Origin of the sequence: Flavobacterium sp. CF136 (assembly GCF_000282055.1) — a bacterium.
GTDB lineage: Bacteria > Bacteroidota > Bacteroidia > Flavobacteriales > Flavobacteriaceae > Flavobacterium.
In genome coordinates this window covers 179,403-201,756 of sequence record NZ_AKJZ01000040.1, presented here as the reverse complement: position 1 = coordinate 201,756, position 22,354 = coordinate 179,403, and the positions used below count along the sequence as shown (strand labels likewise).

At 33.4% G+C, this 22,354-nt stretch carries 20 protein-coding genes and 3 tRNA genes; 10 read left to right on the top strand and 13 right to left on the bottom strand.

Annotated elements, in window-relative coordinates:
• Positions 1–130 precede the first annotated feature (130 nt).
• Both PMI10_RS13120 and PMI10_RS13115 read right to left on the bottom strand, forming a co-directional pair.
• Positions 131–742 (bottom strand): 50S ribosomal protein L25/general stress protein Ctc, encoded by a 612-nt coding sequence (locus PMI10_RS13120; protein ID WP_007808648.1) that lies wholly within the window; start codon positions 740–742, stop codon positions 131–133.
• 72 nt (positions 743–814) lie between these two features.
• Positions 815–1,756 (bottom strand): ribose-phosphate pyrophosphokinase, encoded by a 942-nt coding sequence (locus tag PMI10_RS13115; protein WP_007808646.1) that lies wholly within the window; start codon positions 1,754–1,756, stop codon positions 815–817.
• 228 nt (positions 1,757–1,984) lie between these two features.
• On the opposite strand from PMI10_RS13115, the gene PMI10_RS13110 reads away from it, so the two are divergent.
• The 3 genes from PMI10_RS13110 (at position 1,985) to PMI10_RS13100 (ending at position 3,307) form a co-directional block, all read left to right on the top strand.
• Positions 1,985–2,064, top strand: a tRNA-Leu gene (locus tag PMI10_RS13110).
• 251 nt (positions 2,065–2,315) lie between these two features.
• Positions 2,316–2,828 carry a GNAT family N-acetyltransferase gene (locus tag PMI10_RS13105; protein ID WP_007808645.1) on the top strand — a complete coding sequence of 171 codons (513 nt, stop codon included), beginning with the start codon at positions 2,316–2,318 and terminating at the stop codon, positions 2,826–2,828.
• On the top strand, positions 2,825–3,307 hold the full coding sequence (locus tag PMI10_RS13100) for a MarR family winged helix-turn-helix transcriptional regulator (RefSeq protein WP_007808643.1): 483 nt from the start codon (positions 2,825–2,827) through the stop codon (positions 3,305–3,307). The genes PMI10_RS13105 and PMI10_RS13100 overlap by 4 nt, the downstream gene beginning before the upstream one ends.
• Positions 3,308–3,467: 160 nt before the next feature.
• Here PMI10_RS13100 and PMI10_RS13095 read toward each other — a convergent pair.
• From PMI10_RS13095 to rseP, 3 genes are all read right to left on the bottom strand, one after another.
• Positions 3,468–3,541: transfer RNA gene (locus PMI10_RS13095), tRNA-Asn, on the bottom strand.
• 39 nt (positions 3,542–3,580) lie between these two features.
• Positions 3,581–3,654, bottom strand: a tRNA-Asn gene (locus PMI10_RS13090).
• A gap of 83 nt (positions 3,655–3,737) precedes the next feature.
• Positions 3,738–5,081: an RIP metalloprotease RseP gene (gene rseP, locus PMI10_RS13085; RefSeq protein ID WP_007808641.1), complete on the bottom strand. Its 1,344-nt coding sequence runs from the start codon at positions 5,079–5,081 to the stop codon at positions 3,738–3,740.
• 202 nt (positions 5,082–5,283) lie between these two features.
• On the opposite strand from rseP, the gene PMI10_RS13080 reads away from it, so the two are divergent.
• The 7 genes from PMI10_RS13080 (at position 5,284) to hflX (ending at position 16,098) form a co-directional block, all read left to right on the top strand.
• Positions 5,284–6,357, top strand: a complete 1,074-nt coding sequence (locus PMI10_RS13080; protein ID WP_007808638.1) for an NADH:flavin oxidoreductase/NADH oxidase — start codon at positions 5,284–5,286, stop codon at positions 6,355–6,357.
• A gap of 191 nt (positions 6,358–6,548) precedes the next feature.
• Positions 6,549–7,589 carry a Gfo/Idh/MocA family protein gene (locus PMI10_RS13075; protein WP_007808636.1) on the top strand — a complete coding sequence of 347 codons (1,041 nt, stop codon included), beginning with the start codon at positions 6,549–6,551 and terminating at the stop codon, positions 7,587–7,589.
• A 318-nt stretch (positions 7,590–7,907) separates the two neighbouring features.
• Positions 7,908–9,125 carry an MFS transporter gene (locus PMI10_RS13070; protein WP_007808634.1) on the top strand — a complete coding sequence of 406 codons (1,218 nt, stop codon included), beginning with the start codon at positions 7,908–7,910 and terminating at the stop codon, positions 9,123–9,125.
• Between the two features lie 388 nt (positions 9,126–9,513).
• On the top strand, positions 9,514–12,351 hold the full coding sequence (locus tag PMI10_RS13065) for a carboxypeptidase-like regulatory domain-containing protein (RefSeq protein ID WP_007808633.1): 2,838 nt from the start codon (positions 9,514–9,516) through the stop codon (positions 12,349–12,351).
• Between the two features lie 11 nt (positions 12,352–12,362).
• On the top strand, positions 12,363–13,712 hold the full coding sequence (locus tag PMI10_RS13060; RefSeq protein ID WP_007808630.1) for a DUF5689 domain-containing protein: 1,350 nt from the start codon (positions 12,363–12,365) through the stop codon (positions 13,710–13,712).
• 136 nt (positions 13,713–13,848) lie between these two features.
• Entirely contained in the window at positions 13,849–14,712 is an 864-nt protein-coding gene (locus PMI10_RS13055; RefSeq protein WP_007808628.1) for a hypothetical protein, read from the top strand.
• 156 nt (positions 14,713–14,868) lie between these two features.
• Positions 14,869–16,098 carry a GTPase HflX gene (gene hflX, locus PMI10_RS13050; RefSeq protein ID WP_007808626.1) on the top strand — a complete coding sequence of 410 codons (1,230 nt, stop codon included), beginning with the start codon at positions 14,869–14,871 and terminating at the stop codon, positions 16,096–16,098.
• 70 nt (positions 16,099–16,168) lie between these two features.
• Here the strand turns inward: hflX and PMI10_RS13045 are convergent, their stop codons facing one another.
• The 8 genes from PMI10_RS13045 to PMI10_RS21715 all read right to left on the bottom strand — a co-directional run bounded on the left by PMI10_RS13045 (position 16,169) and on the right by PMI10_RS21715 (position 22,192).
• Positions 16,169–17,119, bottom strand: coding sequence for a DUF3078 domain-containing protein (locus PMI10_RS13045; protein WP_007808623.1), 951 nt, complete (start codon positions 17,117–17,119; stop codon positions 16,169–16,171).
• A gap of 77 nt (positions 17,120–17,196) precedes the next feature.
• On the bottom strand, positions 17,197–17,706 hold the full coding sequence (locus PMI10_RS13040; protein WP_007808621.1) for a DUF2480 family protein: 510 nt from the start codon (positions 17,704–17,706) through the stop codon (positions 17,197–17,199).
• Positions 17,707–17,780: 74 nt separating this feature from the next.
• Positions 17,781–18,104 (bottom strand): SUF system Fe-S cluster assembly protein, encoded by a 324-nt coding sequence (locus PMI10_RS13035; RefSeq protein WP_035631841.1) that lies wholly within the window; start codon positions 18,102–18,104, stop codon positions 17,781–17,783.
• Between the two features lie 93 nt (positions 18,105–18,197).
• Complete coding sequence (locus PMI10_RS13030) at positions 18,198–18,608, bottom strand: GxxExxY protein (protein WP_007808616.1); 411 nt, start codon at positions 18,606–18,608, stop codon at positions 18,198–18,200.
• A 132-nt stretch (positions 18,609–18,740) separates the two neighbouring features.
• Positions 18,741–19,166, bottom strand: a complete 426-nt coding sequence (locus tag PMI10_RS13025) for a SufE family protein (RefSeq protein ID WP_007808614.1) — start codon at positions 19,164–19,166, stop codon at positions 18,741–18,743.
• 2 nt (positions 19,167–19,168) lie between these two features.
• Positions 19,169–19,594 (bottom strand): hypothetical protein, encoded by a 426-nt coding sequence (locus PMI10_RS13020; protein WP_007808612.1) that lies wholly within the window; start codon positions 19,592–19,594, stop codon positions 19,169–19,171.
• Between the two features lie 10 nt (positions 19,595–19,604).
• Positions 19,605–20,819, bottom strand: coding sequence for an aminotransferase class V-fold PLP-dependent enzyme (locus PMI10_RS13015; RefSeq protein ID WP_007808609.1), 1,215 nt, complete (start codon positions 20,817–20,819; stop codon positions 19,605–19,607).
• A 317-nt stretch (positions 20,820–21,136) separates the two neighbouring features.
• Positions 21,137–22,192, bottom strand: a complete 1,056-nt coding sequence (locus PMI10_RS21715; RefSeq protein WP_007808607.1) for a hypothetical protein — start codon at positions 22,190–22,192, stop codon at positions 21,137–21,139.
• Positions 22,193–22,354 lie beyond the last annotated feature (162 nt).

Here is a 22,354-nt window from a genome sequence, read left to right as displayed (position 1 = left end):
AACCCGAAACTGAGACCAATAAACATTACAGAAAAACTTAAAACCTCAGCATCTTAGCAACTCAGAACCTTTAAAAACAAAAAAAGCACCAACCTTTCGATTGATGCTTTTGTATTGATTTTGAAAAAAATTATTTTTTCTTTCCTTTTGCAGGAGCTTTTGCAGCTTTTGCAGCTTCCTGAGCAGCTTTCATAGCAGCACGAGAAATTCTTACCTGAGCTACAACTGTGTTCTCAGGGTGCATCACTTTGTATTCTGGAGCACCAACTTTAGTAACGTATAATTTGTTACCCATTTCAAGTGGAGTAATGTCAGCTTCAACAAAATCAGGAAGATTTTTAGGTAAAGCTTTTACTTTTAATTTACGAGTGTTTAAACGTAAAACACCACCTGCAAGAACACCTTTAGATGTACCAACAACTTTTACAGGAACTTCCATAGTGATTTCTTTGTCATCAAATAATTGAAAGAAGTCAATGTGTAAAATTTTATCAGATACCGGGTGTACCTGAATGTCCTGCAAAATTGCATTGAATGATTTTCCTTTTCCAAGCTCAATCACAACTGTGTGTGCATTTGGAGTGTAAACCAAGTTTTTGAATGCTGCTGCTTCTGCTGAGAAGTGTACTGCTTGATTTCCTCCGTATAACACGCAAGGAACCGCTCCAGCATTACGTAAGGCTTTAGTTGACACTTTGCCCACGCTTTCTCTTTCTGATCCTTTAATTGTAATCGATTTCATTGTAAAAAAATATAGTTATTAATAAATATTCTAATCCTTATTGTAGTGAGATTGCTTCGTTCCTCGCAATGACTACATGATAAATTTTCCACTAATGGAATTGTTGTGGTGCACCATGTGCATAACTTCGGCAAAAAGAGGTGCACAACTCACGACTCTGATTTTCTTAGATTCTTTCTTTAACGGAATAGAATCGGTAACTATTAATTCGCTTAATTTCGAATTTTCAATTTTTTCGTAAGCACCACCTGATAAAATGGCATGTGTACAAATTGCCCTAACACTTAACGCTCCTTTTTCGATCATTAAGTCTGCTGCTTTTGCTAATGTCCCACCTGTATCGATCATGTCGTCTACTAATATTACGTTACGCCCTTTTACTTCACCAATCAGCTCCATAGTGTCGATAACGTTGGCTGCTTTTCTTTGTTTGTAACAGATTACTACGTCTGATTCTAAAAACTTAGAGTAAGCATATGCTCTTTTTGAACCTCCCATATCCGGAGATGCAATAGTTAAATTTTCCAGTCCTAAACTTTCTACGTATGGTAAAAAGATGGTTGATGCAAATAAATGATCTACCGGTTTTTCGAAAAACCCCTGAATCTGATCTGCGTGCAAATCCATTGTCATTACTCTTGTTGCTCCGGCAGCATCTAATAAATTAGCTACTAATTTTGCTCCAATCGGAACTCTTGGTTTATCTTTTCTATCCTGTCTTGCCCAACCAAAGTAAGGCATAACAGCTGTAATATGTCTTGCAGATGCGCGTTTTGCCGCATCAATCATTAGTAACAATTCCATCAAATTATCAGCAGTTGGAAAAGTGGAGCACACGATAAAAACGCGTAATCCTCTGATTGACTCTTCGTAAGACGGCTGAAATTCTCCATCACTATACGTTGACATCGTTACTTTACCTAACGGAATCCCGTATTGTTCGGCAATTTTTTCTGCAAGATAGACACTTTGTGAACAAGCAAAAATTTTAGCTTCTGGTTCTAGGTGCGACATTTAATTTGTTGTTTTGTAGTTAGTTGTGTGTACTTCGTTTTAACGAGGTGCAAATTTAGAAAATTTATTGGACACTGAAAGGAAATATTTAAGTATTTTTAGTAGCACTTTTAATTTTATTTTTTACATTTGCACCGTGTTAAAGGAATAAGCACATTTATGACATCATAATCACTTATTCTATTGCGTTAAAATAATTGATTTATTAATTATTTTTTCGTCTGCTAAGCCCGGATGGCGGAATTGGTAGACGCGCTGGTCTCAAACACCTGTGGGAAACCGTGCCGGTTCGACTCCGGCTCCGGGTACAAAAACCTCTTCTTAACGGAAGAGGTTTTTTTGATTATAAAATAATCTTTTTGATTTCTCGAGCCTAAACATAAGTCAACTTTCTCTTCTTTCCTTGATTACCTTAAAATTTAAATATATAGTTTTCAAACTCATTACTATAGTATTTAACACATTAGAATACAGCGATTACAAGCTAATTTCAAAATAAACAGAGTTATTATTTGGATATATGTATTTAACTACGTAGTTTTGAATATAAATTTTAATTATGAAAAACAAACTTGTTATAAAACCGCTTCAAAATAATTACACGCAACAAATATTAAATCTTATATTGCCAATCCAGCAAATAGAATTCAATGTGCCCGTAACTCCAGAAGCACAACCTGACTTACTTGATATTGAAAAATATTATCATGGTTCCGGAGGTGGGTTCTGGGGTGCCGAAATTGATGGTGAGCTTGTTGGAACAATCGCATTAATTTCTACCGGTCATACTGCCGGAGCAATTAGAAAAATGTTTGTAAAAAAGGAATTTCGAGGAAAAGAAACAGGAATCGCGAATGACCTTCTTTCTGAACTTATTTCTTATTGCAGACACAATGAAATTATCGATCTTTATCTAGGCACAGTTGATATGCTAAAAGCCGCACATCGTTTTTATGAAAAAAATGGTTTTGAGCGCAAACAAAGTGAAGATATGCCAGATTATTTTCCCAGAATGATGGGTGAGAATATTTATTATCATTTAACTTTGGGCAACACAAATAGTATTATATGAATACAATTGAAGAATCCGGAATACTTGGAATTGCAACCCGCCTTCAGCGATTAAGTGATCAGATTCGAAAAGATGGCTTTATGATTTACAAAGCTTACGGTATCGATTTTGAACCAAAATGGTTTCCTATCATTTATACACTCCATCTAAAGTCAGGCTTAAGTGTTGTCGAGCTGGCAGCTGAAATTGGCTATACTCATCCTTCAACAATTATGCTATTAAAAGAACTTGAGGCTAAAAAAATAATTATCTCAAAAAAGCATAAAACAGATGAAAGAAAACGCTTATTAGAACTCTCAAAGAAAGGGATTTTACTGATTGAACAAATGCAGCCTGTCTGGAAAATAATAATTGAGGCAGTAAACGAACTTATTGATACAGAAAATAATCTGATGAAAGCAATCAACGAAGTTGAAGATAAACTAAGAGAAAAAAGTTTTTTTGAACGTGCTAAAAAGTATACATTACCCAATTCATAATTAAATAAATTGACTCTCTTTGCGAAAATTTGCAATGAAAGTCAATTTATATTCTCTTAATTGAACAAATAGAAGTTAGTAAAAAACAGGACTTAAGCGAGTTCAAAATAACTTACAAACAAAAAAGACTATCACCTTAATGATAGTCTTTTTTAATAAGCTCCCCCTCTTGGGCTCGAACCAAGGACCCTCTGATTAACAGTCAGATGCTCTAACCAACTGAGCTAAGGAGGAATCACCTTAAAGGTAAATATGTTTGCTAAAAAAAGTTTGCTCCCCCTCTTGGGCTCGAACCAAGGACCCTCTGATTAACAGTCAGATGCTCTAACCAACTGAGCTAAGGAGGAAGTTGTTGCTCTTTTTAGCGAGTGCAAATATAGTTGATTTTTTAATTTCCCAAAAATATTTTAACTCTTTTTAAAAATTATTTTTATTTGCCTACAATTGCCTTGTAAATATCGTTTCCATTAGCAAACAAAAGCAGTGAGATAAGCAGTACGAAACCAACCATTTGGGCATTTTCCAGGAACTTATCACTTGGTTTTCTGCCACTGATTATTTCGTATAATAAAAACATTACATGTCCTCCATCAAGGGCAGGAATTGGCAATAAATTCATTACACCTAACATAATTGACAATAAAGCAGTGATTGTCCAAAACGCTTCCCAACTCCAATGAGGAGGGAAAATACCAAAAATAGCCGCAAACCCGCCTACTTGTTTGTATGCTTTTGTTGCTGGATTAAAGATCATTTTCAATTGCTTTCCGTAACCCACTAATTGATTTTTACCTTTTTCAAGTCCAACCGGAATAGATTCTGCAAAACTGTATTCTTTTGTACTAATTTTATAGTACCCCAGTCTTTCTAATGATTTAATATCTAATTCACCAGGTTTTACGCCTAATTTTCCTGCCCCGGATACTTTAAGTGTAATTCGTGTTTCTTTTAAATCACGTAAGATAAGTGCAGGAATCACTTTTCCTTTATTTTTATTTAAAATGCTTTTTGCCTGATCAAAATATTTTACTGTTTCTCCATTTAGAGAAAGAATCATATCTTTTGCTTTTAAATTTTTATTAGGAGATTCTTCTGCAACAGCAGCAACTACGAAAGGAACACGTGCCCCGATTAAAAAACCTTTCTCATGTTTTGATAGTTGATCAACAAAATCAGTCGGCATTTTAATCGTTTGTTGTTGACCGTTTCTTTCGATTAAAACTTCTTTTGACATGATGACTTTCATATTGGTATCATTGTCAAGATTTTCAACTTTTTGTCCGTCGATAGAAATTATTTTGTCGCCAGTTTTAAATCCAATTTTTTGCATCGCCGGATTTTCAACCCAAACACCATCTTTCAAATCACTATTAGCTATATAGGTATCGCCATAAACAAAAGCCATCCCAATATAAATAATAAACGCAAGAATGAAATTTACAGTAACACCACCTAACATAATAATCAAACGCTGCCATGCCGGTTTCGAACGAAATTCCCAAGGCTGCGGCGGCAAAGCCATCTGTTCCTTGTCCATGCTTTCGTCGATCATTCCGGAGATTTTTACATAACCTCCCAATGGTAACCAACCGATTCCATATTCTGTTTCGCCGATTTTCTTTTTTAACAGTGAATATTTAACATCAAAAAATAAGTAAAATTTTTCGACTCTGGTTTTAAATAATTTTGCAGGAATAAAATGCCCTAATTCGTGAAGAATAATAAGTAATGATAAACTCAATAGAAATTGAGAGAGCTTGATAACTATATCCATTTTGTATTTTTAGTTCGTAATTTAACGCACAAAAGTAACGTTTCTATTTTAATTTGACAGCGCAATATAATACATAAGGTTTTAAATGTTTGTTAATTAATAAACATTTGGATTTCTACTTTTACGAAGATGCTGTAACTTTACTTTTTTAAATGCTATCGTACCCAATTGGTAGCTAAAATCCATTAAAAGTTACATTATTATGGCTTCATTATTATTTTCCCCACTTACTATAAAAAAAATCACTTTAAAAAATAGAATCGTTATTTCGCCTATGTGCCAGTATTCTGCAGTCGACGGATTTGCAAACGACTGGCATCTGGTTCATCTGGGAAGCCGTGCGAGCGGAGGTGCCGGATTGATTATTCAGGAAGCTACAGCTGTTTCTCCTGAAGCCCGAATTTCTCCTGCCGACCTTGGAATCTGGAAAGACGAACACATTCAAAAGCTAAAAATAATTAACGAATTTATTATTTCGCAAAATTCAATTCCCGGAATTCAGTTGGCTCATGCCGGACGAAAAGCAAGTGTTTCGGCTCCATGGCTGGGCAATAAAAAGTTAGACAAATCAAATATAGGATGGCAGACAGTTGCACCAAGCGCAATCGCATATCAGGAGGATGAGCCTTTTCTTCCGGAAGCTTTAGATAAAAACGGAATCCAAAAAGTAATTTCTGATTTTAAAGCAGCTGCCAAAAGAGCTGTTGAAGCGGGGTATCAGGTAATGGAAATTCATGCAGCGCATGGATATTTACTGCACCAGTTTTTATCGCCTTTAACAAATTTAAGAATCGATGATTATGGCGGAAGTTTCGAAAACCGAATCCGTTTTACCTTAGAAATTACGGAAGCGGTACAATCAGAATGGCCTTCAGATTTGCCATTATTTGTTCGGATTTCGGCAACAGATTGGGCAGAAGGCGGATGGAATCCTGAAGAATCTGTAAAACTTTCGATAATTTTAAAAGAAAAAGGAGTAGATTTAATTGATGTTTCGTCAGGCGGATTAGTTTCGTATCAGCAAATTCCGTTACAACCAAATTATCAGGTTCCGTTTGCAGAGAAAATTAAAAAGGAAGCTGCCGTTTTAACCGGAGCAGTTGGTTTGATTACGCATGCTGTACAAGCAGAAACTATTTTAAGCAATGGTCAGGCCGATTTGGTTTTGTTTGCCAGAGAATCACTTAGAAATCCTAACTTGCCTTTGGATTTCGCCAGAGATTTAAACGATGACATTCAATGGCCGAAACAATACGAACGAGCTAAAACAAGATAAATATTAGCCACAGATTATTGTGATTAAAACAGATTAAATCTATATTTTTTGCCACGAATTACACTAATTTTCTCAAATTATATTGGCATCAAATTGATTATAATTTTTAGTAAAAATTAGTGTAATTTGTGGCTACCTTTTTTTAAAATAATCCTTTTAATCACAATAATCTGTGGCAAAAAAATAAAACCATGCAAAAAATAAAAACAGCACTATTATCATACGGAATGTCAGGAAAAGTTTTTCATGCTCCTTTTTTAGACCTGCATCCGGGTTTTGAATTATTAGGTTCCTGGGAAAGAAGCAAAAAATTAATCCAGGAAGATTATCCAACCGTAAAAAGCTATGCGTCAATTGATGAATTACTAGCAGATAATGTCGATTTGGTGATTGTAAATACTCCTGTCGATACCCATTATGAATATGCTAAAAAAGTACTTCTCGCAGGAAAACACGCCGTTGTCGAAAAAGCTTTTACCTCAACTGTTGCCCAAGCCGAGGAATTGGCAGCCATTGCGAAAGAAAAAGGGTTAAAACTAGCTGTTTTCCAGAATAGGCGCTGGGACAGTGATTTTAAAACAATTCAGAAAATAATCAACGAAGGCGTTTTGGGAGAGTTGGTCGAAGCCGAATTCCATTTTGACAGATACAATCCGATTTTAAGTCCAAAAGCACATAAAGAAACTGCTAATGACGGCGCGGGAATTTTAAAAGATTTAGGCCCGCATTTAATAGATCAGGCTGTTTGTTTGTTTGGTTCTCCAAAGTCGGTTTTTGGAGATATTCGCTTTACCAGAGAAAATTCTTTGGTGGATGACTGGATCGATTTATTATTGATTTACGAAGGTTTCAGAGTACGTCTAAAAGCCAGTTTCTTTGTCAGAGAAGCCAATCCGGCCTATACTATTCATGGTAAAAAGGGATCTTTTCTAAAACCTCGCGGCGATGTTCAGGAAGATGAATTAAAAATCGGTAAAAAACCAAATTTAGAATCCTGGGGAACAGAATTAGAAGGCTTTGAAGGGCTTTTACACACAGAAATTGACGGGAAACCTGTTCGCAAAAAAATCAAAACACTTCAGGGCAATTATTTTGAATATTTTAATGGTGTTTACGAAGCTGTTGCAAATAATAAACCAGAGCCCGTTACTGCTCAGGATGGCATAAAAGTAATGCAGATTATTGAAGCCGCCATTGCAAGCAATGCACAACAAAAAACAATTAATTTATAAACTTTTGTTTACACACTTCGACTCCGCTCAGTGCAGGCTGGAAACATAGATTTTATTTAAAAAAAAAGAAATATATTTCTTTTACATAGGCAACTATGTGTGTTTTAAATAAGTGAAACATCTACTTTTGAGTTTACAAAATCTATGTTTCTATGTGTTGAAATAATTACACGCAACGAATTAATTTAGAGTAAAATCTATATTGGATTTACAATTTACGAACAATAACGTTGTATATTTAATAACAATTACGGCTTTGTTGATCTATAAAATAGGAATTTAGTACTTTTGTATATCCAAATTTCTAAAAATATTTCTGTGATAAATTTCAATCCATTAGCTCTTTTCCAGACCAAAGGAAAAATCAAAAAAGTATATAAAGATGCAAAAGTATCTTATTTAAATCGTGTACGTTTTGCTGTTGGTGTATTTTATTTTGGAATGGGTTTAAGTTTTGCCTCCTGGGCAAGTAGAATTCCGGATATTAAAACGGCATTGCATTTAAGCGAAGGAGAATTAGGTTCTGTGCTTTTTGCCTTACCTGTTGGCCAGCTGGTTATTATGCCTTTTTCAGGTAAAATGGTAACAAAATTTGGCAGTCATCGTATTTTAATTTTTTCCTTAATAATGTATGTTTTCAGTTTGACTAATTTAGGTCTGGCTACAAGTACATTACAACTTTCTTTGGGATTATTTACTTTTGGGTTATTTGGAAATTTAGCAAACATCGCCGTTAATACGCAAGGCGTTTATACCGAAGTCCTTTTTAAAAAAAATATCATGTCTTCTTTTCATGGCCTGTGGAGTTTTGCAGGATTTACTGGTGCTTTGGTAGGATTAGGAATGTTAGCTTTGCATTTAACTCCTTTTCATCATTTTCTAATTGTAGGTGCAATCGTTTTTATAATGATTGCTTTTAATTTTAATTTTTTGGTCAAAGCCAAAGAAAAAATTAAATCAAAAAAAGAAGGCAAAAAATTATTTACTAAACCGGACAGTTCTTTAATCTGGCTTGGTATAATAGGATTTTGCAGTATGGCCAGCGAGGGTGTTATGTTTGATTGGAGTGGTATTTATTTTAAAGAAATAGTAAAAGCCCCGGGAGCGTTGGTAATTCTGGGATATACCTCATTCATGATCATGATGGCCAGTGGACGTTTTATAGGTGATGCCATGAATAATAAATTTGGTCGTGTACGCGTCATGCAAATCAGTGGATGTATGATTTCTCTCGGACTTTTTACCGCTGTTATTTTCCCTTTTATTATACCTTGTACACTAGCCTTTATGGTAGTAGGTTTAGGAGTTTCAACTATTGTTCCTACCGTCTACAGTGTAGCAGGAAAAAATCCGACGACTTCTGCCGGCGAAGCTTTAACGATAGTTTCTAGTGTTAGTTTTCTTGGTTTCCTTATGGGACCTCCTATAATTGGATATATTGCACAAACTTTCGGGCTCCAGTTTTCCTTCGCTTTTATCGGAATATTTGGGGTTTTGATCGCTTTCATGGTTTCTAAAATAAAAATATCCAACTAATTATAATTCCCTTTACATCTTTTTAATTTTGTAAGATTATTATTAATCATTGCTTTTATCTAACTATTTAGATTATTCAGCTTAATCAATTGTTTTACAGTTTTATGGAGAGCTTATATGAATTTTAATTGCAAATTTTAACAAGTAAAAACAAATAAAAAGTTTTTTTACATTACCTTTGTAATATAATTCACACCATTTAACGTCATTATTTTTGTTTGAAAATTTCTAAATACCACAATTTTCTTCTTTTCAAACATTTTTTTCCAAAACCTGGTTTGATTTTTTGACTGAACTTTTTGAGATTCAAAAAATTCAATCAAAAACTATTACACCCTTTTCTTTTTTAAGAAAAGGGTTTTTTTTAAACAAATCTGGTTTTTAATTCATGCAAAAAAAATATCCCGTTCTTATACTACTCTTAACTTTTAAAATTGCTTTTTCACAACAGGAAACTATTTTTTCAGGCAAAGTCATCGATAACAAAACTCAAAATCCGATAGAAAATATTGTAGTGAGTATTCAAAATTCAGCTTTAATGCAACTCACAAAAAAAGATGGAACTTTCGAATTACATTCATCAATCAATAGTGAGCAATTACTTTTAATACACAGTCTGGGTTATAAAGATTTACTCTTAAAAGTAAATCCGAATTTGGGTCAAAAAGTAACTCTGGGAATCCTATTATTAGAAGAAGACCAATCGGAAAACGTCCAGACTATAATAATTTCTCTGTTAGAAAGTGATTTGGAAGATAATAATAGCTCCTCCGAAAACACTTCCGGACTTTTACAATCTTCAAAAGATGCTTTTTTGCAGGCAGCTGCCTTCAATTGGGGGCAGGCCAGATTTCGGGTTCGTGGTTTAGATAGTGAAAATGCTGCCATGATGCTCAATGGCGTGATAATGAATAAAATTTATGATGGCAGACCACAATGGAATAACTGGGGAGGGCTGAATGATGTTCTCAGAAATCAGGAGTTTTCGATTGGAGCATCACCTTCTGATTATACTTTTGGCGGTATATTAGGTACTCAGCAAATTCATACCCGTGCCTCTGTTTATAGAAAGGGAGCCCGAATATCTTTCTCAGGAAGCAATACCAACTATAACTGGAGAATGATGGCTACTTATGCTTCAGGAATGAATGAGTCGGGATGGGCTTATGTTGTTTCGGCCGGAAAACGCCAGGCAGACGAAGGCTATTTTGAAGGAACAAATTATGATGCAAATTCTTTTTTTGTAAGTGTCGAAAAAAAATTAAGCGACAGGCATTCCTTAAATTTTACAAGTTTTTATACTCCAAATTCAAGAGGAAAAAACGCTCCAAATACAGATGAAGTTACCCAATTAAAATCAGAAAAATACAATTCATACTGGGGTTTTCAAAACGGAGAAAAACGAAATGCCAGAATCAAAAATACAGTTGAGCCTTTGTTTATGCTTAATCATTATTTTAAAATAAATAACAGAACAAACCTCAATTCAAGTGTAATGCATCAGTTTGGAAAAGTGGGGAACAGTAATATAGATTATCAAAATGCAGATAGTCCTGATCCGACTTACTACAGAAAATTACCAAGCTATTTTAGTTCTCTTTATGCATCTGACGACGGAGAATTTTCAGGAGAATTTTCACCAGATTATGAAAATGCAGAAAAAAGCAAAACATTGTTTTTAGAAAATTCTCAGCTTAACTGGGAAACAATGTATAAAGCCAATCAAAAACCAATCACAAATAGTGAAGGAATTATTACAGGACATGAACCTTCGAAAAGTCATTATATTCAATACGAAGACAGAACTGATGATAAAACTTTTACGATAAATTCGAATCTTAGTACACAACTCACAGAAAATGTATTTTTTAGTGGAGGAGCAACTTTTAGAAATTTAAAATCCCATAATTTTCAAAATGTTTTAGATCTGTTAGGCGGCAAATATTTTGAAGATATCGATTCCTTTTACAAAGCAGATCAATCACAATCAGATTTAAAAAATCCGGATCGACAGGTAAAAGTTGGCGATACTTATGGCTATAATTTTAATTATTATGCGACTACAGCAGATGCTTTCACACAGTTCAGATTTTCTTATAGAAAAATAGATTTCTTTTTGGGTAATTCTTTTTCAACTTCAAAATATCAAAGAGAAGGGTTGTATCAAAACGGAATTTACCCCTCAAATTCTTTCGGTAAAAGTCAAAAAATGAATTTTGAGAATTTTGGATTTAAAGGCGGACTGACTTATAAAATTTCAGGACAACAATGGTTATTTTTTAACGGAATGTATCTTACACGGGCACCATCACTTCGAAATACGTTCTCAAATTCCCGCTTAAATAATTCCGTAGCAGATAAAATAGAAAATGAAAATGTAAGTTCAGCCGAAGCAAATTATGTTTATCATTCCCCAAAACTAAAAATGCGGATTACAGGTTATTATGCCTTAATAAAAAACGCCACCGAAACTTCTTTTTTTTATGCCGAAGGAATTTTTGATGATGGAGCAGGATATAACAATACAGATGCTTTTGTGAGTCAGACACTGACCGATTTAGACAAGAAAAATATCGGTGGAGAACTGAGTTTCGAATATCAAATTTCACCCACATTTAAAAGTAATGCAGCAATTGCCTATGGAAATTATACTTATAGCAGTAATCCTAATGTATCAATAACCAATGATGCAAATGCAGCTTTAGCCAATACAGAAATGACTTTTGATTTTGGAAATTCATTGCTGAAAAATTATAAACAATCAGGAATGCCCCAACAAGCCTTTTCATTTGGAATGGAATATCGTGATCCTAAATTTTGGTGGCTTTCTGCTAACATCAATTATATCTCGAATAGTTATGTTGCTGTATCTGCCATTTCGAGAACGTCCCGGTTTTATACAAACCCTGCAAATGGTTTCAATTTTCCGGAAGCTACAGAAGAGCGCGCGAAAGTATTATTAAAACAGGAAAAACTAAATCCTGTTTCTTTATTAAATGTTATTGGAGGAAAATCCTGGAGATTGTACGGCAAAACAATCGGGCTTTTTGCAAGCATCAATAATATTCTGGATGCTGTCTACAAAACAAGTGGTTTTGAACAGGCCAGAAATTCAAATTTCAGAGCATTAAATCAGGATGTTTCCAGTGGTACCCCTTCTTTTGGTTCAAAATATTTTTATGGATATGGAAGAACTTATTTCGTAAATCTAAATGTTAATTTATAAAACTATTTTCTATGAAAAACAACTATAAAAGTCTCTTCACTTTATTGTTCCTGTTACTTTTTTGCAATTGTAATGAAGATGTTGCCATTCCAAAATTAGAATGTACACAACCTGATTTAACTATAAACAGAGCTGTTGAAGACGTTCTAAAAACCGCAACCATAACTGCAACAAAATATGTTTATGATGATGTTGTTGAAGCTTATGTAGTTTCAAGTGATGAAAACGGAAATTTTTTTAAGACCCTATATCTTCAGACTTTAGCGACTGAAAGCAAACCTGCCATTGGATTCAGCGTTTCGGTAGATGCAACAAATACTTATGTCGATTATCGTATCGGAAATAAAGTTTATATCAAATTAAAAGATCAATTTACCGATTTATTTTATGGAGGAATGCGAATTGGAAGCCTGTATGAAGGTAATTCAGGAACAGCTTCGGTAGGAAGAATTTCTCAAAATGATTACAAAAAAGTATTAAATGCTTCGTGTACGATGGTTGATGAAAACAAATTAGTCAATCACATTACGATTGAAGCAGCCTTGGATGAAAGCAACCTGAATACTTTAATTGAATTATCTGAGGTTCAATTTACAGAAGCCGCTTTTGGACGTCATTATTTTGAAGAAGCAAACAATGTTGGAGGCTCAACTAATTGGAATTTAAGAGATAAATCAGGAAATCAAATCATTTTCAGAACCAGCAGTTTTGCTGATTTTTCAGCAAGTTTAGTTCCTGAAGGAAGTGGAAAAGTCCGTGGAATTTTAACCAAATATGGTTCCGATTATCAGTTAATGATCCGTTCAGAAAAAGATGTTGTAATGGGAGAAAAAAGCAATATTCCTTTTTTTACCGAAGATTTTCAATCGGTTAAAAACAATGTCAATTTTGCATTACCAGGCTGGAGCAATATCGTAGAAAAGGCATCAAAATTATGGAAAACTATGGTTTCTGCCGGAAATGGATATGCAGAGTTTAATACCACAAGCACGACGGCTGCCCTAAATATTGCCTGGCTGGTTTCTCCCAAAATTAATTTAACTGACTATAAAAATACCGTAATGTCGTTTAGAAGTGCACAACATGACTTAAAAGTTGATTCTCCTTCGAATACGCTGGAAATTTATATTTCAACTAATTTTGACGGATCAAATGTGACCAACGCTACATGGATAAAATTAAATGCTAAAGTACCATCGCTTTCTACGCCCACACGTGAATTTATTAGCTCAGGAGGGATTGATTTATCTTCTTATACAGGAAATATTAATATTGCATTTAAATACTTAGGATCAGGAAAAGATAAGACACTTAATGGAGCGTTTATGGTTGATGATGTGAAAATGTTTGGAGAAAAATAAACCCCAAAAACATCACAACTATCTGATTTACAGACTTAAAAATTACTAAAAATCTAATTATTACTTTTTCAGCTTTAAATTATTAAGATTTGAGAGAATTTTGTATTTTGGTCATCCCAAATCAATTGAAATTCTTATGAAAAAAATCTACTTATTTGCCATCATGATGATGGTTTTACCATCTTTATTGCACAGTCAGGACACCCCGGTCCGATTAAAACAAATTAATATTGTAAAAACAAATTACCAGAATTCAAAAGACGGTGAAATTGTAAACAAAACCATTATATTTAAGGAAGGAAAAATAGAAACCATCACAACTTCAGATGTTATTCAGAAATTCTTTTATAATAAAAATGGATTATTGGATATGACAGTGAAAGAAAAAGTTGGAAGCGACTGGAAAGAAGTTATCAATTATACTTATGATGCTGATAACAACATTACAAAATTTGTAAATAAGTATCACGAAGGTAATGACTATATTACCAAAACAGTAACTTTTGCTTACGATGGGGCCAGAATAAAAGTAATCACTAAAAAAAGTACAAATCACCAAAACATATTGGAGGATATTGAATATATTGTTGAGAATGGCATCATTGTAAGACGTACTTCCCGTGATAGAAACAAAGCAATTATTGGTAAAATTGAATACGTTTATGTGAATGATAATGTGTCAAAGCACAAAGGACTGGTTGGAGATAAAATTTCTAAAACATATACTTTTGATGATAAAAAATCGGTAGCATCAATAATTGTTCAGAACCTTTTTGGAGATAATTATAAAGTAATTGTACCAATGATTTCGTATCATGAAGATGAATTTAGTTTTGAGGACATTTCATATAATAACGAAATGAATTTTAGCCCTTCTTCAACAGCTTTGGTTGCTGTAAGCAAAAAATATAAATACAATAAATTGAATTTCCCTATCTCCTGTTCTCAAATTGAAGAAAACGGAATTGTAAAAACAGAAAAGACTTTTATTTACGAATAAAGTTTTATAGTTTATTTTTTTTAAACCATTTAGAGATTTTGTGTTAATCTCTAAATGGTTTTTTTTGTAGAATAAGTTATTTATTTAGAACTTAAAAACAAAATTCTATAAGTGTAGTAGCTTACAAATCATTAAATTTGCATCTTATTCAAAGATATGTTAGAAAAAGAAGTTATAAATTTTGAGAAAACAGCCATCGTTGGTATTGTAACTCAAAATCAAAGTGAGGAAAAATTAAACGAATATTTAGACGAATTAGAATTTTTGACTTTTACTGCAGGAGGTGAAGTTATTAAACGTTTTTCGCAAAAAATGGAGCGCCCGAATCCAAAGACTTTTGTTGGAACCGGAAAAATAGATGAAATCAATCTGTATGTAAAAGAAAACGATATATCAACTTTAATTTTTGATGATGAACTAACTCCGTCACAGCAAAAAAATATATCTAAAATTATAGATTGTAAAATTCTGGACAGAACCAATTTGATTTTGGATATTTTTGCGCAAAGAGCCGAAACATCTTATGCAAGAACACAGGTTGAACTGGCACAATGTCAATATTTATTACCCAGACTTTCCGGTTTATGGACACACCTTGAACGCCAAAAAGGAGGTATTGGTATGCGTGGTCCGGGTGAAACGGAGATTGAAACGGATAGACGTATTGTCCGAGACAGAATTTCGTTATTGAAAGATAAAATCAAAACTATCGACAAGCAAATGGGTGTGCAGCGAAGCAATCGTGGTGCAATGGTGCGTGTTGCTTTGGTGGGTTATACCAACGTTGGAAAATCGACCTTGATGAATGCGATTGGTAAAAGTGATGTTTTTGTTGAAAATAAATTATTCGCAACTTTAGATACAACAGTACGTAAGGTGGTGATTAAAAACTTACCATTTTTGCTTTCGGACACAGTTGGTTTTATTAGAAAATTACCAACTCAATTGGTAGATTCTTTTAAAAGCACACTTGATGAAGTTCGTGAAGCCGATCTCCTATTACATATTGTAGATATTTCGCATCCTGAATTTGAGGATCATATCGAATCTGTAAATCAAACTTTACAGGATATCAAAGCACATGAAAAACCGGTTATTATGGTTTTCAATAAAATTGATGCCTACAAACATTTAACGATTGATGAAGATGACTTAATGACTGAAAAAACACCGAGACATTATACCCTTGAAGAGTGGAAAACAACCTGGATGCATCGTTTAGGTGAAGATAATGCGCTGTTTATTTCGGCCACCAATAAAGAGAATTTTGAAGAATTCAGAGAAAGAGTTTATGAAGCGGTAAGGCAAATTCATATTACGAGATTTCCTTATAATAAATTCTTGTATCCGGATTATAAGGATGCAATTGAAAAAGAAGAGGAGTAAAAAACTAAAACGGCTTTTGAAAAATTATCAAAAGCCGTTTTAGTTTTATTGTTGTTCCTGACTATTATGATTAGAATCCGAAGTTAACTCCTAAACCAAACACTTCTCTGGTTTGAAGACCTTGAAAAGCATTATCGTCATAAATAGCCTGGAAGGCTAAATTTGCCGATAAAAATTTGTTTACTTTCATGACAAGATTCAAGGAGTAATTGATATCTATATTTTGCGGATCTTCTAAATAATTAGAATATAAATTCAATGTGTTTTCAGCAGTTACATTGGTCATAATGGCAAGTTTGTAATAAACAGAAGTATAAAAACCTAATTCATATCGCATGGCTTTGTTGGCATCTACTCCAAAATAGTCTCCATCAACATAAGGCAAACCTGTTCCCTGATCAATTCCAGATGTGTATGCACTGTCGACAAAAGTGAATTTTGAGGTTAATGGTGCAAAGTTTATTTTTAGATTTTCATCTTTTGACCAATAGATTCCGGGACCTGTAGTTAAATAACCCGGAGACATAAATTTGGTGTTTTCTGTCCTGATTTCTTTTCCGTTTACATCCTGGCCATATATGTATCCAATTGTAAATTGGGTTCTAAAATTTAAAAAATATGAATAATACCAATCCCCAAAAGCTTTTTTTCCTACGATTGAATTAAATTCTAAACGGTCGTCAGTTTTTTTTCCAAAATCAGTATTTTTAGTCTGTAAAAGTCCGTAATAAGCCAGGATTTTATTGTCCCAGGTTACGTCGCCTTTTTTGTAATTGAAGTCGTAATTGATTCCTAAGGTTCCGGAAAAACTATCTTCACCTCCGGCGAGCCAGTTATTGAAACTTGACTGATTTAATAAAAGTGATACGGTTCCTTTTGCTTTCCAGCCTTCCCCCTCAATTGTATCATTGATTTTTTTTACGGCTTTCTCTGTATTTTGAATTAATTCCTTTTCGGAATTTTGTGCCTGAACAAAAGTAAGATTTGCTAAAACGAAGAGTAATATGAATATCTTTCTCATAGTGTTTAGTTTAAGGGTATTAACAAATATACTAAAAACCACTAAATTCTGTAGGATTTATTGATCAGGAAGTGGCGTTATTTCTTAGATTCTTTGTACAAAGGTACTGCCGAACAGGCTTCGCCATACATGATACTTCTGGCAAAAGGTTGTAAATAAGTTACAGCTAAAATATAAGCACGCATCGGAACGGGTTTTCTCGAACATCCTTTTACGATTACGGGTTTGTTTTTGTATTCTGAATAATCAATTTTACTCAGGATCTCTTCGTATAAACTTCCATCTAAATCTTCGATGGTTCCGTTAACTATTTTTTTGGCAAAAGGTGCCAAATGGACACTTACTAAAATTAATGCCCAAGCCGGAATAATTGCATCTGTACTGCAATGCACAGCCACATATTGATCCTGATATTGCGACCAATCGTGATTTTTTAAATGTTCTCTAAAGTCTTTTTCTTTTAATAAAAACCCTTCCAGAAGCCATTTTGAAATGTCAATTTGCACACGATTTCCTTTCGGATAATAATCCTCGAGATCAAATACTTCTAAGGCACTATTAGCAACTTTATTGATTATTTCTTCCATTTCTTTTTAGTTTTCAGTTGCAGTTCTCAGTCACAGTGAAAAACTGAAAACTGAGACCATAAACTGTACACTTTTTATAGCATTCCTAATTCTAATTTTGCTTCTTCGCTCATTAAATCTTTGCTCCACGGTGGATCAAAAGTAATTTCTACATCAACCTCTTTTATGTTTTCGATTGTTTTTACTTTTTCTTCCACTTCTCTTGGTAAACTTTCCGCAACCGGACAGTTTGGAGATGTTAATGTCATCAGGATTTTTACCTCGTAATCAGTGTTTACCATTACGTCGTAAATCAATCCTAACTCATAAATATCTACAGGAATCTCAGGGTCGTAAATACCTTTTAAAACTTTTACGATTGATTCTCCTAATTCATTTGTGTCTATTACTTGTTCCATTTTGTTGTTTTTGTGTTTTTCACCATATAAGTGATGTAAGTCCATTTAAGATAGGGTTTACATTTTCTTTGAGTTTGTTTTTTTATATCTTTTTTAATCTTCCAGCCATCTATACAAGTCGTTAATGTATGTTTTTTGGCCTTCGTGATAAATATTTGTAACATTAAAATTAATCATTAGTCCAATTGGCGTTTCTAAAAGCTTCATATATGACATCAATTTTGCAATGTGAATTGGTATAATTTTATCCGTAGCCTTTAATTCCAGAACCAAACAATTTTCGATAAACAAATCACATCTTAAATCAGATTCTAATTCTAAACCTTTATACTCAATTGGAATTATTAATTCTGATTGAAATTTTATTCCTCTTAATGAAAGTTCTTTAATCATGCACTTATGATAAATACTCTCTAAAAGACCCGGACCGATAGTTTTATGAACTTCGATTGCTGCTCCATTAACCTGATAAATTAAATCCGTTAGATATTTCTTTGTTGTCATTATTACTTTTTTACAAATAAACAAAGAAAGATTAAACCTACAACATTAAATGTTTTTTCAGCATATAAGATGATGTTTAATAAGTTCTCTTCTCAAATGAACTTACATTACTTATATGGTAAAAAAGTAAGTTTAATTTTTATTTTTTGAATCAAAAGCCAATGCGTACATTTTGATATTTTTTATCATCGAAACCAAACCGTTTGCACGTGTAGCCGATAAATGTTCTTTTAAACCAATTTCATCTATAAACTGAGTGTCAGCATTTATAATATCTTCAGCTTTCTGATTAGAAAATGCACGAATTAAAATCGCAATTATTCCTTTAGTCAGAATAGCATCACTGTCAGCGGTAAATACAATTTTATCGTCTTTTTGTTCGCCCTGGAGCCAAACTTTCGACTGGCATCCTTTGATTAAATTCTCGTCGGTTTTGTATTCCTCTTTTATTAATGGAAGACTTTTTCCTAATTCGATGATGTATTCGTAACGCTGCATCCAATCATCAAACATCGAGAATTCGTCTATTATTTCGTTTTGTATTTCTTTTATTGTCATAATTATTCTTTAACAAAATCAGTCAGTAAATTTACCAATTTTTCTATTCCTTTTGGAGGAAAACCATTATCAAAACCCTGAGTCTCATAGCTTTTCTGATCCTGAGTTATTTTTAAATTCCCGATAGCAGCACCATCATGAAAACGTTTTTCGGTTGGTGCTTTTAAAATAGGAATACTTTCTAAATTTATTTTTGAAAATTCAGCAACAATCTGTTTCCATTTTGCATCATCGATTTTCTTTTCTACCGATTGGGCATTCCTTCCATTAACAACCGAAACTGTTTTATTCTGAACTGTTATCTTTTTATAAACTCCTCTCGAAACTGCAGAGTATTCAATTTGCGTAGATGTCATATCTGTTTTTTTTTGGCTTGAACAACCAGTTCCCATAAAGATGGTTAAGAGTAACAAAGATAATATTCTCATAAAAAGTTTTTTAGCTTAACATTGTTTTTGCTTTTTTAACAGCCTCAACCATTAAATCAATTTCTTCTTTGGTATTGTAAAAAGAAAACGAAGCACGAATAGTTCCCGGAATACAAAAGAAGTTCATGATAGGCTGAGCACAATGGTGCCCGGTACGAACCGCAATCCCTAATTTGTCAATTATCGAACCAATATCATACGGATGAATTCCATCAATATTAAACGAAACTACCGATGCTTTATTTTTTCCGGTTCCGTAAATCTTCAAACCTTCAATTTCAAGTAAACGCTTGGTAGCATGTTCCAAAAGTTTGTTTTCCTGAAGCTGAATATTTCCAAAACCAATGTCATTCAAATAATCGACAGCAGTTCCTAACACAATTCCGCCAGCAATATTTGGAGTTCCGGCTTCAAATTTATGAGGTAAATCGGCATAGGTTGTTTTCTCGAAAGTGACTTCCTTAATCATTTCACCACCGCCCTGATATGGAGGCAATTTATTTAACCACTCTTCTTTTCCGTATAAAATTCCAGTTCCGGTTGGCCCGCACATTTTATGTCCCGAAAAAGCATAAAAATCACAGTTTAAATCCTGAACATCCGGTTTTAAATGCGGTACCGCCTGTGCACCATCAATTAAAACAGCTGCTCCTACAGCATGTGCTTTCGCAATCATATCTTTAATTGGATTTATGATTCCTAATGCATTCGAAATATGATTTACAGTAACAATCTTAGTCTTCTCAGATAATAAAGATTCGTAAGCACTCATGATAAGCTCGCCTTCTTCATTCATCGGAATGACTTTAAGAACTGCTCCTGTTTTTTCGCATAACATCTGCCAGGGCACAATATTACTGTGATGTTCCAAAGCAGAAACCAAAACTTCGTCTCCAGGTTTTAAAATAGAGGCAAAACCATTGGCAACTAAATTGATTCCGTGCGTAGTCCCTGAAGTAAAAAGTACTTCGTGTGCGAATTTGGCATTAATATGATGTTGCAATTTTACACGTGAAATTTCATAAGCATCTGTCGCTAACTGACTTAATGTATGAACCCCACGGTGAATATTGGCGTTTATTTCCTGATAATATTTCGCAATAGCATCAATCACAATTTGTGGTTTCTGTGAGGTTGCCCCATTGTCGAAATATACTAATGGCTTTCCGTTTACTTTTTCAGAAAGTATCGGAAAATCAGCTCTTATTTTTTGAATATCCAGCATAATTTATTTAGAAAAATTCTATTTTACAAAAGTACTAAAACTAAATTGTTTTATCCGTCAATTCTATAATTTCCTTTTATGGCACTATCAATTGTAGATTTCGCAAATTAAATTTTTCTATTTTATGTTCTATAATAACTACTATAAAATATACTTTATTATGGAACACACATTTCAGAAGAATATGTAATGACATTTATATTGTAAAAAAATATTGATTAACTGATAGTTTATAAAAAAAGAGGCTATTACACCTCTTTTTTATAATTACACAAGTCAAAAATTATTTCTTTAACTTTTTATTTTTTTAAATATGATTACTTATTACTCAATTTTGCTTCTAATGCTTCTATTTTTTTGTTTTGTTCAATAACATAAAGTGTAAGCTCTTCTATTTTTTGAAGCAATACATTCGACATCTCTCCTAGTAACACACCGTTTTGTTGCATTTCTTTTGCAGATGGCACATTAGGCAAGTGATTATTTATCTTTGTAAAACTTTCAACTTCTGCAAGTGTTGGCATAGTGTAATCTGATTTCAATTCTGATTTACCTGTATAGTATTTTTGGAAAACATAATCTGCAGGAACGGTTTGTGTTACTTTGACTTCAGTAGAGTGAATGGTACCGTTTACAGTAAGTTTCGAGTCTGGATTAACACTACCTATACCTACATTCCCTGATCTATCTAATAATATACCCGCGTTTAAAACACCTTGATTATTATAAGTTTGCAATTGTAAGTTACCACCAAGTGTGGATTGTGGATTTTCATAAGAAGTTATTTTAGATTGAGAATAATACCCATCCAATAAAATACTTGTACCATGTAATCCACTAGTTCCTCCATAATTATTTTTTATTCTTAAAATATCTACTATACCTGATGCAGATTTTTCTATGTGTGTGGTAACGCTGGGTTCCGTTGTTCCTATACCTATATTTCCGTTTGTACTAATGTGCATTTTAGGAATTCCAGCTATTTGAAATTGATGAAATTTATTCGCATTATAATAATTTTCTCCTGATCCCACATTATCAATAATCACGTTTCCATTAACCCCGACTGCCTTAAACGATGTGATTCCAGCTATGTTATTAGAAATTTGCAATCTTGCACTCGGACTAATTGTACCAATACCGACATTCCCATTTGTTATTTGCATCACACTATTACTAGTCGCATCACCAAAACGAATCCCACCATGCCAATGAAGATCTAATCCATCGGATCCAGGAACAGCAAAATGACCAATATAATAATTGGCAGCATCACCATTTCCAACTATTTTATTACCAAGAGGTGTATCTTGTGCAATGCTGTTATTCAACGAAAAAAGGGTAACAAAAAGAAAAAGTAATTTATGTTTCATGATTTATGTTTTTTTTACAATCCGCCAAATATACTTAATGTTTTATTAAGTAATTACATTTTAAAATTGTTTTGAGTAAAATAATCTTCAGTAATTACGACATTAAAATTTATCTAATTTGTGTTCTGTTTTTTTACTAAATTGCTATAAATTTATATTTCT

Coding starts and splice junctions, on each gene's coding strand:
- PMI10_RS21715 (WP_007808607.1), bottom strand. CDS start 22,192: ATGAAACATAAATTACTTTTTCTTTTTGTTACCCTTTTTTCGTTGAAT.
- PMI10_RS13055 (WP_007808628.1), top strand. CDS start 13,849: ATGAAAAAAATCTACTTATTTGCCATCATGATGATGGTTTTACCATCT.
- hflX (WP_007808626.1), top strand. CDS start 14,869: ATGTTAGAAAAAGAAGTTATAAATTTTGAGAAAACAGCCATCGTTGGT.
- PMI10_RS13105 (WP_007808645.1), top strand. CDS start 2,316: ATGAAAAACAAACTTGTTATAAAACCGCTTCAAAATAATTACACGCAA.
- PMI10_RS13030 (WP_007808616.1), bottom strand. CDS start 18,608: ATGACAACAAAGAAATATCTAACGGATTTAATTTATCAGGTTAATGGA.
- PMI10_RS13020 (WP_007808612.1), bottom strand. CDS start 19,594: ATGAGAATATTATCTTTGTTACTCTTAACCATCTTTATGGGAACTGGT.
- PMI10_RS13065 (WP_007808633.1), top strand. CDS start 9,514: ATGCAAAAAAAATATCCCGTTCTTATACTACTCTTAACTTTTAAAATT.
- PMI10_RS13015 (WP_007808609.1), bottom strand. CDS start 20,819: ATGCTGGATATTCAAAAAATAAGAGCTGATTTTCCGATACTTTCTGAA.
- PMI10_RS13035 (WP_035631841.1), bottom strand. CDS start 18,104: ATGGAACAAGTAATAGACACAAATGAATTAGGAGAATCAATCGTAAAA.
- PMI10_RS13025 (WP_007808614.1), bottom strand. CDS start 19,166: ATGACAATAAAAGAAATACAAAACGAAATAATAGACGAATTCTCGATG.
- PMI10_RS13045 (WP_007808623.1), bottom strand. CDS start 17,119: ATGAGAAAGATATTCATATTACTCTTCGTTTTAGCAAATCTTACTTTT.
- PMI10_RS13075 (WP_007808636.1), top strand. CDS start 6,549: ATGCAAAAAATAAAAACAGCACTATTATCATACGGAATGTCAGGAAAA.
- PMI10_RS13080 (WP_007808638.1), top strand. CDS start 5,284: ATGGCTTCATTATTATTTTCCCCACTTACTATAAAAAAAATCACTTTA.
- PMI10_RS13060 (WP_007808630.1), top strand. CDS start 12,363: ATGAAAAACAACTATAAAAGTCTCTTCACTTTATTGTTCCTGTTACTT.
- PMI10_RS13115 (WP_007808646.1), bottom strand. CDS start 1,756: ATGTCGCACCTAGAACCAGAAGCTAAAATTTTTGCTTGTTCACAAAGT.
- PMI10_RS13040 (WP_007808621.1), bottom strand. CDS start 17,706: ATGGAAGAAATAATCAATAAAGTTGCTAATAGTGCCTTAGAAGTATTT.
- rseP (WP_007808641.1), bottom strand. CDS start 5,081: ATGGATATAGTTATCAAGCTCTCTCAATTTCTATTGAGTTTATCATTA.
- PMI10_RS13120 (WP_007808648.1), bottom strand. CDS start 742: ATGAAATCGATTACAATTAAAGGATCAGAAAGAGAAAGCGTGGGCAAA.
- PMI10_RS13100 (WP_007808643.1), top strand. CDS start 2,825: ATGAATACAATTGAAGAATCCGGAATACTTGGAATTGCAACCCGCCTT.